This is a genomic window from Chryseobacterium tagetis (genome assembly GCF_016735585.2).
GTDB classification, from domain to species: Bacteria; Bacteroidota; Bacteroidia; order Flavobacteriales; family Weeksellaceae; genus Chryseobacterium; species Chryseobacterium tagetis.
Map to the genome: position 1 here is coordinate 713,495 of NZ_JAERSE020000003.1, position 14,925 is coordinate 728,419.

The 14,925-nt window shown below is 33.4% G+C and carries 12 protein-coding genes and 1 pseudogene; 5 read left to right on the plus strand and 8 right to left on the minus strand.

The window, feature by feature from the left end:
• Window positions 1-88 precede the first annotated feature (88 nt).
• The 4 genes from JI747_RS13290 to JI747_RS13305 form a co-directional block, all read right to left on the minus strand.
• Window positions 89-640 carry a GNAT family N-acetyltransferase gene (locus JI747_RS13290; protein ID WP_225689379.1) on the minus strand — a complete coding sequence of 184 codons (552 nt, stop codon included), beginning with the start codon at window positions 638-640 and terminating at the stop codon, window positions 89-91.
• Between the two features lie 37 nt (window positions 641-677).
• Window positions 678-1,397, minus strand: a complete 720-nt coding sequence (locus JI747_RS13295) for an AAA family ATPase (RefSeq protein ID WP_225689380.1) — start codon at window positions 1,395-1,397, stop codon at window positions 678-680.
• Between the two features lie 763 nt (window positions 1,398-2,160).
• Window positions 2,161-3,132, minus strand: a complete 972-nt coding sequence (locus JI747_RS13300; protein WP_225689381.1) for a hypothetical protein — start codon at window positions 3,130-3,132, stop codon at window positions 2,161-2,163.
• A 2-nt stretch (window positions 3,133-3,134) separates the two neighbouring features.
• Entirely contained in the window at window positions 3,135-3,563 is a 429-nt protein-coding gene (locus tag JI747_RS13305) for a hypothetical protein (RefSeq protein WP_225689382.1), read from the minus strand.
• A 194-nt stretch (window positions 3,564-3,757) separates the two neighbouring features.
• Between JI747_RS13305 and JI747_RS13310 the strand changes: the two genes are divergently transcribed.
• Both JI747_RS13310 and JI747_RS13315 read left to right on the plus strand, forming a co-directional pair.
• Window positions 3,758-4,837: a sensor histidine kinase gene (locus JI747_RS13310; RefSeq protein ID WP_225689383.1), complete on the plus strand. Its 1,080-nt coding sequence runs from the start codon at window positions 3,758-3,760 to the stop codon at window positions 4,835-4,837.
• Complete coding sequence (locus JI747_RS13315) at window positions 4,834-5,556, plus strand: LytR/AlgR family response regulator transcription factor (RefSeq protein WP_225689384.1); 723 nt, start codon at window positions 4,834-4,836, stop codon at window positions 5,554-5,556. Before JI747_RS13310 ends, JI747_RS13315 begins: the two co-directional genes overlap by 4 nt.
• On the opposite strand, the gene JI747_RS13320 is transcribed toward JI747_RS13315, so the two are convergent.
• On the minus strand, window positions 5,553-6,287 hold the full coding sequence (locus JI747_RS13320; protein WP_225689385.1) for a DNA-formamidopyrimidine glycosylase family protein: 735 nt from the start codon (window positions 6,285-6,287) through the stop codon (window positions 5,553-5,555). The genes JI747_RS13315 and JI747_RS13320 overlap by 4 nt on opposite strands.
• Before the next feature lie 72 nt (window positions 6,288-6,359).
• Here JI747_RS13320 and JI747_RS13325 point away from each other — a divergent pair, with 72 nt between their 5' ends.
• Together JI747_RS13325 and JI747_RS13330 are read left to right on the plus strand one after the other, a co-directional pair.
• Window positions 6,360-7,715 carry a deoxyguanosinetriphosphate triphosphohydrolase gene (locus JI747_RS13325; RefSeq protein ID WP_225689497.1) on the plus strand — a complete coding sequence of 452 codons (1,356 nt, stop codon included), beginning with the start codon at window positions 6,360-6,362 and terminating at the stop codon, window positions 7,713-7,715.
• Window positions 7,716-7,891: 176 nt separating this feature from the next.
• Window positions 7,892-8,842, plus strand: coding sequence for an SPFH domain-containing protein (locus JI747_RS13330; RefSeq protein ID WP_225689386.1), 951 nt, complete (start codon window positions 7,892-7,894; stop codon window positions 8,840-8,842).
• 35 nt (window positions 8,843-8,877) lie between these two features.
• Here the strand turns inward: JI747_RS13330 and JI747_RS13335 are convergent, their stop codons facing one another.
• The 3 genes and pseudogenes from JI747_RS13335 to JI747_RS13345 all read right to left on the minus strand — a co-directional run.
• Window positions 8,878-9,225: a DUF4377 domain-containing protein gene (locus JI747_RS13335; protein WP_225689387.1), complete on the minus strand. Its 348-nt coding sequence runs from the start codon at window positions 9,223-9,225 to the stop codon at window positions 8,878-8,880.
• 86 nt (window positions 9,226-9,311) lie between these two features.
• Window positions 9,312-9,623, minus strand: a complete 312-nt coding sequence (locus JI747_RS13340; protein WP_225689388.1) for a DUF962 domain-containing protein — start codon at window positions 9,621-9,623, stop codon at window positions 9,312-9,314.
• 422 nt (window positions 9,624-10,045) lie between these two features.
• Window positions 10,046-11,704 (minus strand): annotated as a pseudogene (locus JI747_RS13345) (APC family permease); the annotation flags it as partial.
• A gap of 250 nt (window positions 11,705-11,954) precedes the next feature.
• On the opposite strand from JI747_RS13345, the gene JI747_RS13350 reads away from it, so the two are divergent.
• Window positions 11,955-14,918, plus strand: coding sequence for a tetratricopeptide repeat protein (locus JI747_RS13350; RefSeq protein WP_225689389.1), 2,964 nt, complete (start codon window positions 11,955-11,957; stop codon window positions 14,916-14,918).
• Window positions 14,919-14,925 lie beyond the last annotated feature (7 nt).

A 14,925-nucleotide genomic window follows, 5' to 3' on the forward strand; every position in this document is an offset into this window, starting at 1 on the left:
AATAAGTAAAAGTTACTTTATTCATATTTATACAAATTTTGCGATGATCCCTTTCAGTAATGAGAGGGATTTTTTATTAAAGTAAAATTTACTCTTGAAAATTACTTGATTTATATAAAATACAGGTCTCTAATTCATTATGATCTTTTAAAAGGGGGTGCTCAAATTTATATTGCTTCTTCATTCCTATTTTGATCATAATGTGCTCTGACTTTAAATTAATTTTAGGGGCAACTGAATACACTTCTTTTAGTTTTAGAGTTTCAAATGCATAATCAAGGCATTTTTTTGCACCTTCTGTGGCGAAACCCTTATTCCATTCGCTGCTTTTTATTCTCCACCCAATGTCTATGCAAGGGGTAAAATCAGCTTCGTAAGTTTGTTCGGAAAATCCTATAAATCCTATAAATTCATTATTTTCTAATTTATCTACAGCGAAATAACAAAAACCTTTATCTTCAAATTGCTTTGTCATTCTTTTGATGAATTCAGTTGTCTGCTCTTTGGTTGGGATGCTCGGAAAAAATTCCATAACCTCTGGATCGGAATTTATTTCGTGCATTTTCTCAATGTCGCTCAAGCTCCAGTTTCTAAATCCAAGCCGATCTGATGTGAAGATGTAGCCTTTATTCTCTTTCATTTAATTTGATTGGTTTTTATTTGAGAATGACAGAATATTAAGAGCTAATTTCATGCTTTCCTTCCAGCTTTCTAATCAAATTCCCTTTAACCACCGTAAAAGTATAATCTTTCGCTTCAGCAAAAGAAATTCCGTATTTGCGTTCAAGACTTCTGACATCTTCCGGAAATTTCGATAATAAACGATCATAGAACTGATCCAGAAAATCATTTGAGGGCATTGTATAATTGATTTTCAGCTGAAAACGTCTGATTAAAGCAGTATCAATGATTTCAGGATGGTTGGTTGCACACAATAAAAGCGCGTTTTTAGGATAATAGTCGATCAGCTGGATCAATGTATTCACCAGTCTTCTCATTTCACCGACATCTTTATCATCGCTTCCTCTGGCTTTTCCTATCTGATCAAGCTCATCAAGAAAAAGGACTGATCTTTCGCGGGCGGCTTTATCAAAGATCATTTTGATATTTTGTGAGGTTTCTCCAATTCTTGAAGAAACGATATTGCTTAAATTAAGGATGATGATACTTTTACCCAAAGCATTGGCAATTGCTTTTGCTGTCATGGTTTTTCCGCATCCGGAATTCCCTTCCAGAAGAACTTTGTTGTTCACAGGTAGTCCGTACTCCTGTAATTCTTTGGAATATGTATTTTCTTTGATGAGCTGTACAATCTGTTCCCTGTTTTTAGAATCAAGAAAAACATCGTCCAGGGTTACTTCTTCTTTATCTTGAATAATAAGGTTGTACAGGTTCATTTTATAAGATTTATGCAAAGATAAAGCTTATAAAACAAAAAAGCCGAACATGAAGTTCGACCTTATCGGCTATTATAAAAATTAAAATTTGTTGCGTTGAATTTTTCTTACATTATGTTTTTTTTGCCCTTTTACTCAATGGAGTAAAAGAGCGAACAATCTTTATCAGATTGAAAACATATAACAATACAATTAGTAAATCTGCTCTATAAGATACTTATTCTTATAAAGGATTTAATTAATTCCCTTCTTTTCTAGTAGTCATGAAGTAAGATGAGAATACTATTAAACATGTTGCAATTCCGATGTAAGTTACCATTTGTTTTATTTTTAATTATTTGACGTTTTATTGTCGATTTTACATTTGCAATATTACGGCAATTTTATGGGAATGTAAATTAAATTATAATGATGTTTATCAGTGTTTTATGTTAATTTTCAGTCTATTTTAAGGGTTTTTGAATTGGCTTTATGATATTTTTTTTATACTTTTAATATTGTTTTTAATTGTGTTATTCTCAAAAAAATGTGAAATTATTAATGTTTCTATATTTGTTGTTTAGAGATTCACAATATTAACAGTTGGTAATATTATGTAGGAAATAATAATTTTTATCACTCGGTGATGAATTGATTTTGCTTTTTTCAGTTTAAAAAAATGCAGCAGTATAAAATTTTAATAAAATAAAAAAAGCCTACCGGAATAGGTAGACTCAAGATTAAATATCAACAAGTTATATTATTTGAGTAGAAACAGTTTTGCTTATTGTTTCGTTCTGGGTTTCCCAAAAGGATTATATGAAACTCCGATATTGAAATAGAAAGAAGGTTTGTATTTGGCTTCAAAAATATAATCTTTAAAAGATTCCTGCTTTTCAAAAACCCGAGCATTGGGAGTTGCTCTGATTCCTGTTTTTAAAGTTCCTATAAAATTTCCGCCTAAATTATGTTCATAAATGGCTCCTGAATTAATTTCCACTTGTCTGTATTCATAGGTTTTTCCTGATATATAATGATAGAAAGAAGTGTTATCCATCTCAGATCCGAAGGAAATTCTTCCGTTAGAAAAGACATTTTTCCTTACAAGGATCTTTTTAGGTAAAATAATGTCTGCAACCCAACCGTTGTCGAATTTATGTTCATAGGTGAAAAGAGGAAAAGCGGGAATCTGCGAACTGGGATCAATAAATGCAACAACTCCCACTGTCATTTTTGTTTTTTGATTGGCTTTCAAAAGAATGGCTCCTGTAAACATTCCTCTTATTCTTTCAAAATGTTGTTCGCTCCCGTCTACTGAAACCGAAGCAGAATAAATGGCTATTTTATTGAACAATTTGGAAGAATAACTGGCGTTGATTGATTCTGAATGATAATGAAAGTTTTTCTCCTGAGAATAAGCCGAAACTGAATTCTCTGTGTTTATTGAAGTAAAACGATAGTTCAAAGAAGTGCTTACCAACCAGTTTTTACTTTTAAGAAGGTATATATTGGCATTGGCTTTTACCTGATGAAAGTCTTTGACTTTATTTTCCGGTAAATCGTTCCCACGAAGAGCGGAAGAGAATTTATAAGGAGTGTTCTGCGTAAACTCTACGTTGAAATCTCTTGCCTGTGGAAATTTATCTGCTACAAAAGCTCTTACTTTTATAGGAATGCTATCTTTCTTCTGAGCATACACGAGATGCTGAAAAGGAAGAATGGCGAATGGAAGAATTGCCTTTCTGAGTATTTTCATAATTATTTAAGTTCTTTAATGGTAGATTGGAAAAAATTGAAAAGGAAAATTTTATCGTAAAAAATCTCAATGCAGTTTTCTGTAATAAACCTGAAATACCTTTCAGAGTGACACACTGCATCTTCTTCTACAAAGACGAACCACATTTCTTTTAAATCATTTTGTCTTTTAAAAGATTCGAAAACGTTAATATCAAAAGAAGTAGGATGCTTGATGTCATAAAACAGAATTCCTTTTTTTATTCCGTGTTCCTCTATAATATTGACAGGATGATTGATGTATTCAATGATTTTAAAATGAGAATGGTAACAATCGATGAAATGATGCAGATCAATAAGCTGTATTACTTTTTCCTCCTGTTCACGATCGGTCATATAAAAACATTCTGTGGCGATTTCTTCTGTCAGTTCCTGAAAAGCGGTCAGTTCCATAATTCTAAAATTTTACAGAACAAAGAAATAGAGAATGGGTTTTGAAAAATTATTTTTTATACAAGTTCCCCGTTATTTTATACGAAATCCCGAACTTTAAAATTTGTATAATAAAATAGGGAGTTCGTATAATATTTTAAATAAAAATTACGTTATTACCTATTTTTGTTAAGTTATTAAGCTTGAAGTAAAAAATGAAATATTCCTCTCAAAACTTTAAAGAAACCCTTGTCATGGATTTTCTTCTTGAAGATCGCTTCAGGTTTTTGAGACATTTCTTATTTCTGGTTTTCTTTTGGGTACTGATGTATAACGCCCAGTTTTGGGAATGGTATTCAGATGATTATAAATATTACATTTTATTATTTGTATACCTTTTATTAATTGGGATGATCTATATTAATATATATGTATTGGTTCCCTGTTTTTTCTTTAAAGGTCGTTATTTGACTTATTTCATTCTTCTCATTCTCCTTGGTGTAGTAGGACTCAATATGATTGGATATTGTTTCGAAACATTCTTTTCCAAATACCGTATAATAAATATTGTCACCAGAGAAGAAAAAGGAGGAGGAATATATCAGGGAGTTCTGATGTGTATTCCCATTATTCTGACTACTACTACCGTAAAACTTCTTCAAAAATGGATTAAAGACAGCCAAAGAATCACTGAACTGAATGACCTTACCTTGAGAATGGAGCTGAACGAATTGAGAAACCAGATCAATCCTCACTTCTTATTTAATATGCTGAATAATGTTAAAGCATTGATCAGAACAGATCCGGAAAAAGCAACAGCTGTAATCATGAAGCTTTCAGAATTTTTGAGGTATCAGTTGTATGAAAATGATGAAGAAAAAACACTGCTCACTTCGGAAATTGATTTTCTTTCCAATTTTATAAACCTTGAAAAAATAAGAAGAGAAGATCTGTCCGTAGATATTAACATTGATATGGATAAACGAACTTTGAACAGTATTTTTATTCCACCCAACCTGTTTACAACATTTGTGGAAAATGCAGTAAAACATAGTATTAGTATTAATGGAGAGGAAAATTATATTAAAATTGATCTAAAAATGGAAGATAACAGACTGTATTTTACCTGTATCAATTCAAAAAACTCAGATTTTTCTGCTTTTAATAATAAATATGGAGGTTTAGGTTTGGTCAATATTAAACGGAGATTAGAATTGCTCTACCAAAACACCCATGAATTAAACATTACTTCCACCGATAAAGAATATATTGTAACCTTAATTGTGCCTTTATGAACTGTATAATTGTTGATGATGAACCTTTGGCAAGAGCGGAAATGAAATCTTTAATCAATGAAGTTTCCCAGCTGGAAATTCTGGGAAGTTTTTCAAATGCTCCTGCAGCAATTGAGTTTTTAAAGACTTCAACTGTTGATTTAATTTTTCTTGACATTGAAATGCCGCTGATTTCAGGACTGGAATTTGCAGAAATGCTTCCGGAAAATACATTAGTGATTTTTACAACCGCCTATTCACAATATGCATTGAAAAGTTATGAGCTGGATGCAGTAGATTACCTGTTAAAGCCCATCGAAAAACAAAGGCTTGAAAAGGCAATTGAAAAAGCTGTTCTTTACAAGGAGCTACTTTCATCCAAAACGGTAAAAAATACGATAGAATCAAATACAGCCGATTTTTTATTCATCAAGGCAGACAGAAAATACTATAAAATATATTTTTCAGACATCCGGTTTATAGAAGGGCTGAAAGATTATGTGGTCATTCATACCCAGACTCAAAAGCTGATTACAGCAATGAATCTGAAAACGATTCATCAAAAAGTTCCGCAAGATATTTTCCTTCGTGTGAGCAAATCTTTTGTGGTTAATATTGATTATATTGAATCATTTGATAACCATAATGTTTATATCGGTGATGTGGAAATTCCGCTGGGAGAGGTGTACAGATCTGAATTTTTCACAAAATATTCGGGTGGTTCTCTGAATATCGATTAATATAATTTTTGATCATTCAGACAGTAAAAGCTTCTGCGTTTTCCCAGTCCGGTTTGTTTTTTGACTAATTTCTCACCGCATTTCGGGCAAATGGATTTTGTATGAACGAGCCAGTGTTTTTTCAGCACAAAATCCCGTTTCCATATTAGGAATTCAAAACTGTAATTTCTGGCTTCTGCAATTAATTCTTCCACCTTTCCGGAAGGGAGATTTCCAAGTAAACTTTCAGGTTGTACTCCAATTCTGAACAATACTTCATTTTTAATAATATTTCCGACTCCTGAGAAAATATCCTGATTCATTAAGGCATCACAAACCATCATTTTTGGATTGGCGATTAACTTTTGTTTTGCTTTTTCCGGATTCCATTGGTCGCTCATCACATCGGCTTCCCAATCGATTGTATCCAGAAATTCAGAATCGACAAGTTTTACATTACAATTATAGAAATACATTCCTCCTGTTTTGAAAACTAATGAGAGCCGGAGATTTTTGTCAGGCTTTGTTTGTTTATCCACAGTATAGGAACCAAACATCAGCAAATGAATTCTGACAGCAACTTTACTAAAAACAAGATAAGTCTGTTTCCCGAAAGTGCGTATTTCTTTCAAAGTCTTATTTTCAAGAACTTCTTTATCAAATTTTGCATTTCCCTGAGACTCCAATATCTTTTTACCTACAAATTTTTGCAGGCTTTCTTTCATTAATAGTATGGAAGGACCTTCAGGCATAGAAGCTCAGTTTTCAACAAAAATTCAAATACTATTCCATAAAAATAAAATTTGGAGTAATTTTGAAAAATGATGAATTTAAACCAGATTTTCACCAATCAACGTACAGGAAACAATCCGCATACTAAGGCTTCGAGAACAGATTTTCAGAGAGATTTTGACCGAATTATATTTTCTTCGGCTTTCAGAAGATTACAAAATAAAACCCAGGTTTTTCCACTGCCGGGAAGTGTCTTTGTGCACAACCGATTGACGCACTCTCTTGAGGTTTCATCGGTGGGAAGAAGTTTGGGAAGCATCATTGGAGAATTTATTCATGACAGCTTCAAAAATGATTTAACGAAAGATGCTAAAAGTTTTTACCTGCATAATTTAGGAAATGTAATTGCTGCAGCCTGTCTTTGTCATGATGTGGGAAATCCGGCGTTTGGACATTCCGGAGAAGATGCTATTGCAAGCTATTTTGAACGGAATGAAAATGATTTAAAGCCTAAATTCAATGAGAAAGAATGGGCAGATCTTGTAAATTTTGAAGGTAATGCCAATGCGATCAGGGTTTTGGCGCAGCAGCAGCAAGGGAAAGATGCAGGAGGAATCCAATTGACATTTTCAACGTTGGCAAGTATTGCAAAATATCCGTGTGAAGCCATTGCTAAAAAGAAAGGAATTATCCACAGAAAGAAATTTGGTTTCTTTCAAAATGAAAAAGATATTTTCTTAGAGATTGCAAAAGGCACGAATTTAATTTCAGAAAGTGAAGAGCCGTATATTTTTAAAAGACATCCATTCGTCTGGTTGGTAGAAGCAGCCGATGATATTTGCTACAATATTATCGATATGGAAGATGCGCACCGGTTAGGAATCGTTTCAACAGCAGATTGTAAAAACCTATTCTTTGAGCTGGTAAAATCTGAAACAGATGATGTGAACAGGGTGGAGCAGAAACTGAACTCTATAGGTAATGAAAACGAGCAGATTTCTTATCTAAGGGCAAAAGTGATCAATGCTTTAATTAATAAATCGATTCAGCTTTATCAAAGTAATTTTAATACTATTCTGGAAGGGAATTTAAGTAACGGACTTTTGGATATTTATAAGTCTGAAAATAAAGCATTGCAGGATATTGAAAGCTTTTCGATTGAAAAAATCTACAATCATAAAGCAGTGGTAGAAATAGAGAATGCGGGGTATAATGTAATGTATGAGTTACTGGATCATTTCATCCCTTCAGTTTTAAAAAGTGATGACGAAAGAAAATCTTATGATAAAAAAGCCTTAAAGCTTCTGCCTAAACAATTTGTTTATGAAGAAGGAACCGATTACCAGAAAGTGCTTGGAGTCATAGATTTTGTTTCCGGAATGACCGATAATTATGCAACTGATCTTTACAGAAAAATCAAGGGAATTGATATCGGAATGACGATGTAATTTTTATATTTCAATACCCCTGAAAAATAAAATTATAACTATAAAGGCTTGATTAGATTTTATATATGTCATTTTTTTTAAGAATGTAAAGATTTTAGTATATTTAAAAAAGACACTTAATCCGTATTTTTTTTAACAAAACATACATATTTACGACTCATTAAAAAAATCAAATTATGACATATTTAGGAATTATTGTTTTTATTGGTCTTGTTACGTTATTTGCCTCTTTTTTTACTGTAAAACAGGAAACTGCAGCAATTGTAGAACGTTTAGGTAAATTTCATTCTGTCCGTCATGCGGGATTACAGCTGAAAATACCTTATCTGGACAGAATTTCAAAAAGAATGAATCTAAGGATTCAGCAATTGGACGTAATGATTGACACTAAAACATTGGATAATGTTTTTGTGAAAATGAAAATTTCCGTTCAGTTTCAGGTGATCAGAACACAGGTAGGAGATGCTTATTACCGTTTGGAAAGTCCGCATGACCAAATCACATCTTATGTTTTTGATGTTGTAAGAGCAGAAGTTCCGAAATTAAAACTGGATGATGTTTTCTTAAAAAAAGATGATATTGCGATTGCTGTAAAAGCAGAACTTCAGGAAGCCATGCAAAGTTACGGATATGATATTATTAAAGCTTTGGTAACCGATATTGATCCGGATGAACAGGTGAAACACGCGATGAACAGAATCAACGCAGCGGAAAGAGAAAAAACTGCGGCAGAATATGAATCTGAAGCACAGAGAATCAGAATTGTTGCTGTTGCAAAAGCTGAAGCAGAATCTAAAAAATTACAGGGACAAGGGATTGCCGATCAAAGAAGAGAGATCGCAAAAGGTCTTGAAGAATCGGTAAGAATGCTGAATAATGTAGATATCAATTCACATGAAGCTTCGGCGTTAATTGTAGTGACTCAACATTATGATACCTTACATTCAGTGGGGGCAAGTAACAGAAGTAATTTAGTATTACTTCCAAATTCACCGACAGCAGCAAGCGGAATGCTCAACGATCTGGTTGTTGCCATGACCACAGCAAATACAGTAGGAGAAGCTAGCAAAGGAAGTTATCCTCAACCTCCGAAAGAGCATGATCATAATAGAAAAAGCAATTTGTAAAAATAAAACCTCCGAAACTTTCGGAGGTTTTTTATTTATTTTTTCGTTTTTGAAATCTGTTTGATCAAGGTATACTTAATGGAAGAAGCATCTGCAGGTACGTTTTCCAGTTTTTCAGTTTTTACCTTAAGTACATATTCATATCCGGGTTCATAAGTGAATCCTTCAATATTGGTATAGAAATTAGTCCAACTATCGGTTGGCTTCTCTTTTACCTGTAAGCATTTCATAGGAGCAACTCCTGTGCAGTCTGCTGTTTCAGGACCTATAATGAAAGTTTTCTCATTGTCGCCTGAAGTATTGGAAGAAGCTTTACACTGTAATGTCGTTAACAATGTTGAAGAAGCTAATATCCCTGTTAATACAATTGATTTTATGTTCATAATTTCGAATTTGGTCGTTATTAGACAACTTTTGTGCCGGAAACAATATTTTATTGAATCAGAAAAAATAGATAATAAAGATACTATTATCCACTAAATTTTTGTCTTCCGATTAATAATTCGAAAAACAATCTAAAATCTGAAATCAATGACCATATTGGATATTTAAAAGTAGCCGGCTTGTTTCTTTCAATCAAAGCATGACTGAACCACGCAAAGCCATATCCGAAAATAGGAACATACCACAGGAATCTTTCTTTTCCGGAACTGATGACATAGCCAATCACTACAAATACGAGAAGGGTTCCTATAAAATGGAAAATCCGTGTTCCCATTTTACTGTGTTCGGTAAGATAGAACCTATAAAATTCCTGGAAGGTTTTAATTCTTTCTGACATGGCATTAAAGTTTATAAAATGATAAAAGCAATAAGCTCGCCAAGTCTTTATGGCAAGGATTAAAAAGAAAAGGCAAAACTGTAATTTTACAATTTTGCCTTTTAAATTTCATATTTACCCAGTATTTATTTGTTTTCACTTCCTTTTTTTATACCTAGAAATATTATAAAAAATACATTCAAAAAGGGAATTAAATTTAAAACTGAGTAAAAAGGTGATAAATTAATGTCCTTTAACCTACCAATTGAATTAATTAATGATAACACTCCAAGTGATATATAAATTATAAAAAAGTAAACTGAGTTTCCAATTGTATTTATTGGGACTTTAGTTTGAATTAAAAATCCAATAAATAGTATAATGATTTGGACAATAATGTAATCAGTTCTATTTGTTTTGTAAGCTTTTTTAGTTTTTTCGATTAGTTTACTATATTTTTTTCCATATAAGAAATAAATAACTAGCCCCACTGCAAACCACAATCCGAAGTAAAACCAATTTTCATGGCTCATTCCGGTAAGAAGATAAAGACACGAACTCAATCCGATCAATGGGATTAAAGATAGATTTTTAACGAAAGTCCAAACGCAAAGGATTAGATTAATCAGGATGAAAAAGAAAATAGAAGCTCTGAATTCGCCCTCTTTAGGATCTTTCCAATCCATTAAATTCTGGAAAAATTCCGGTTGCCATTTATAAAAAACAAGCAGTCCTCCGATGAAAACAACAGGGAATATGATTTTTCCGTTGATATACGGTAAATGAAATCTTCCTTTTATTTTTTCCTTTGCCGGAAGCATTAAAACTCCTGCACATACCAATACAAATGCGAAAATAGTTCCGATACTTGTAAAGTCAAGGATGAAGGTTTTATCTGTAAATAAAATAGGTACACCTACTACAATTCCTGTAACGATCGTAGCAAAAGAAGGTGTTTTATATTTAGGATGTACAGTCTGGAATTTCTGAGGCATTAATCCGTCACGGCTCATTGCATACCAGATTCTCGGTTGTCCCATCTGGAAAACCAAAAGCACTGTTGTGATCGCAACAATGGCTATAAATGAAACAGTAAGTTCCATCCAGGCAACATTGGCATTCCCTTTTTCAAAGATGAAGGAAAGCGGATCACCTACACCATCAAACTTTTTATAATCCACCATTCCGGTCAATACTAAAGTCAAAGCGATATAGATAACCGTACAAAGCACCAGAGAAATAATCATTCCTTTAGGCAATGTTTTTTGAGGATCTTTTGTTTCTTCAGAAAGTACACTTAATGCATCAAAACCGATATAAGCAAAGAAAACTCCGGAAACAGCACTCATTACCCCTACAAAACCATTCGGCATGAAAGAAGGAGTTCCTGTTGCAGGGCTTATCGGCGTCCAGTTATCTGTATTGATGTAAGAATAACCTACTAAAATAACTAAAACAATTACCGCTAATTTTAAGATCACCAATGAATTGTTAAAGTTTTTACTTTCTTTTACTCCAACGTAGCATAACCAGGTAATCAATCCGTTAATAACCAAAGCGGGAACATCAACGATGAATTTTAAACTTCCTAATAACGGAGCGGTTTTCCAGGCATTCAGAAGTTCTTTGTTTTCGGAACCGTTCATGATGGCCTTTCTGGCTTCGGTATAACTGCAAGTCAGATAATCCGGAATGTGCATTCCCAAACGTTCTAAAAAGCTTGTGAAATAATCTGACCAGGAAAAAGCAACATAGATATTACCGAAAGAATATTCCATAATCAATGCCCAACCGATGATCCAGGCAATTAATTCCCCGAAACTGGCATATGCATACGTATAGGCAGAACCCGCTGTTGGAATTCTACTTGCAAATTCCGCATAGCAAAGTGCTGTGAAACCGCAGGCAAAACCGCAAATCAAATATAATAAAATAACACCGGGACCTCCTCTGAAAACGGCCTCTCCCAAACTGCTGAAACTTCCTGCACCGATAATGGCCGCAATACCAAAAAACACAATATCCCAAACACCCAAAACCCTTAAAAGGCTAGTCGATGTATCTGATTCTGAATAGATTTTCCTTCTAAAAAGTTGACTCATCCAATCTTATATTTGATTTGAAAAAAGCAAATGTAATTATTTCTATGAAATAATTTTGATTTTCTTAATACTTCTTCTCCGAAAAGTTAAGAAGTATTAAAAAGGAATCCACATTTTAACAATATGTTAAAACACTTGTTTATACAATATCTTTTCAATATTTTCGTTGATGAATTGTGGATAAAATTCACCTTCAATTTAAAATATTCAGCTCATTTTCAGGGCTTAAACATTTTTAAATTTGATATTAATGAAATCAAAAAAAATACTTCTAGCGGCTGCGGTGGTGTATTTCGGAATTTCCGAGGCTCAGCAGTCCCAATATTTTACACAAAAAGAAAATTACAGATTCAATCTTGCTGAAAATCTTTATCAGACCAAGATATATAATGCCTCGCAATTTGAATATGCGAGACAGTATTTTTATAATCAGAACCTATCAAGATCAAGAAAAGAAGCAGCGCAGTTTTTTGATAACATCATAGGAGTGATCCTTCAGAAAAATCATGCTGAAGAAGGATTGACTGCTTTTATGAAAGAATATCCGAATTCTGCTTATTTTGCTCAGGCGAATCTTCCTTTGGCTGATTATTATCTGGCTAAAAAAGATTTTGATAAAGCGTTGGAAACCCTGAAAAAGGTAAACCAGTATCAGCTTTCAAAAGAAGAAAATACACAGTATATTCTGAAGTTAGGGTATGCTAAATTTATGCTTGGAGATTCTAAAGGCGCAACAGATGCTTTGGAAGAAGCGTATAAAACTGCCGATGCCTCTCAAAAAGGAGATATTGCCTATATGTTGGGTCACCTTTATTATTCGAACAGACAGAATGATAAGGCGTTCCAGTATTTCGATTCTGTAAAAGACCAGCCGAAATATTCTAAATTGGTACGTCCGTATTATGTACAGATGTATTATAATGATAAAGATTATGATAAGGCAATTACAGAAGGGAATACTTTATTACATGAAGATATTTCGGATTCTTATAAAGCAGAAGTTCACAAGATCATCGGGGAAAGTTATTTCATGAAGAATGATTATGATGCTGCTTATCCGCATTTAAAAGATTATCTGAGTGTTCAGCAGAATCCTTCTGAGAATGATTTGTATGAGATGGGATTTGTTGCAGCTCAGCTTAAAAAATATGATGAAGCCGTTTCTTATTACAATCAATTATTGAACAGTAATTCTGCATTGGCTCAGAATGCCTATTATCAGCTTGGAAATGCTTATCTGGCAGTTGATAAAAAGCAGGAAGCGCTTTCTGCATTCCGTTCGTCTTATCAGATGAATTATGATCCGAAGGTGAAAAAACTGGCGCATGAACAATATGCAAAATTAAGCTACGATATCGGTAACCCGTTTGAAAGTCCTTCTACGGTTATTCAGAATTATATCAACGAAAATCAGGATGCAGGGAATGCATCGGAAATGAGATCACTTTTGGTGAAATCTTATCTGTATTCCGGAAACTTTAAAGAAACACTGAATGCCATAGATAAGCTGAAAACTTCATCTCCTGATATCGATAAGGTAGATCAGGAAGTTTCTTACTTATTAGGAACCGAAGAATTTAATAAAGGAAATTATGATGAGGCTGAAAAATATTTTCTGAGAAGTTTAGAATTTAATATTAATAAAGAATTCAACAGCAGAGCTTTATACTGGTTGGGTCAGGTATATTATCAAAAAGGGAATTATCCTTCTGCGATTGTTCGTTACGAAAGATTGCTGAACGAAACTTTCCCTGAAAAACAACAGTTGCCTTATGATTTGGGATATGCTTATTTTAAATCTAAAAAATTCGATCAGGCAGCGACGTATTTTAAACAATACTTAACTAATCCGAAACCTGAGTTTAAAAATGATGCAGAGCTTCGTCTGGCAGATATTCACTACGCGAATAACGACCTGAATGAGGCGATTGCCATTTACGATAAGAACGAAGATGCTACAGACTATACTTTATATCAAAAAGCAATGGCTTTAGGATTTAAAGGAGATACTCAAGCAAAAATTACGAATCTGAACAGTTTATTATCGAAATATCCGGGCTCTGAATATTATGATGATGCTCAATATGAGATCGGAACTGCGTATGCGGCTCAGGACGATTTTAATAATTCAAATGATTTCTTCAATAAAGTCATTAAAACTTCTTCTGATAAAGATTTGGTAGCCAATGCTTCTATTTACCGAGCACAGAATTATATCGACCAGAATCAGAATGATAAAGCATTGTCTGAATTGAAATCTCTGGGTGCACAGTATAAAAATACTCCTTATGCAGAGAAGATTGTTCAGGCAGCAAAACCAATTTTCACGAAAAACGGTGATGTGGCAGGATATGAAAGTTTTGCAAAAAATCTAGGAATTAATGTAGATGCTGCAGAAATTGACGAAATCAACCTGTCTACCGGAAAACAATATTTCACGAAGAAAGATTATAAGAATGCGATTTCTTATTACGAGAAATATTTAACACAAAATCCAACAGGAGAGGGACTTTATCAGGCGAAATATGAATTAGGAGAAAGTTATTATCAAACCAATAATACAACAAAAGCATTGCTTGTTTTGCAGGAAGTTGCGAATGTTCAGAATGATTATCAGGATGACGCGCAAACCCGTTTAGCACAGATTTATGTGACGCAGGGTGATAATAACGAGGCGAAGAAATATCTGGAGAACATTAAAAATTCATCAAACGTAAACATTAAGAACTATGCGAATGTAGAATTGATGAAAATTTACGCCGATGAAAAGAATTTCTCTCAGGCTGAAAAACTGGCAGATGCAGTAATTGCAAATACCAAAAACTCAGCAGCAGTAATTGAAACGGCAAAAGTAATTAAGGCAAGAAGTTTGATGAATTCAGGAAAAGATAAAGATGCACAAACGGCTTATGTATCTCTTGAAAAGTCTTCGAACACATCGGTTGCTGCCGAATCGCTTTATGCAAAAGCTTTTTATCAAAACAAAGGAAAGGCTTTCAAATCTTCGAATGAAACCATCTTTAAACTAGCTAATAATTATGCATCAGAAGAATATTGGGGAGCAAAAGCTTTGGTATTGATGGCGAAAAATTATCTGGGATTAAAAGATAATTATCAGGCAAGTTATACCTGCGATCAGATCATTGAAAACTATAAGGATTTCCCTGAGATTGTAGCAGAAGCGAAAGAAGTAAAGAAGACGATTAAAAAGTAAAGTAGAA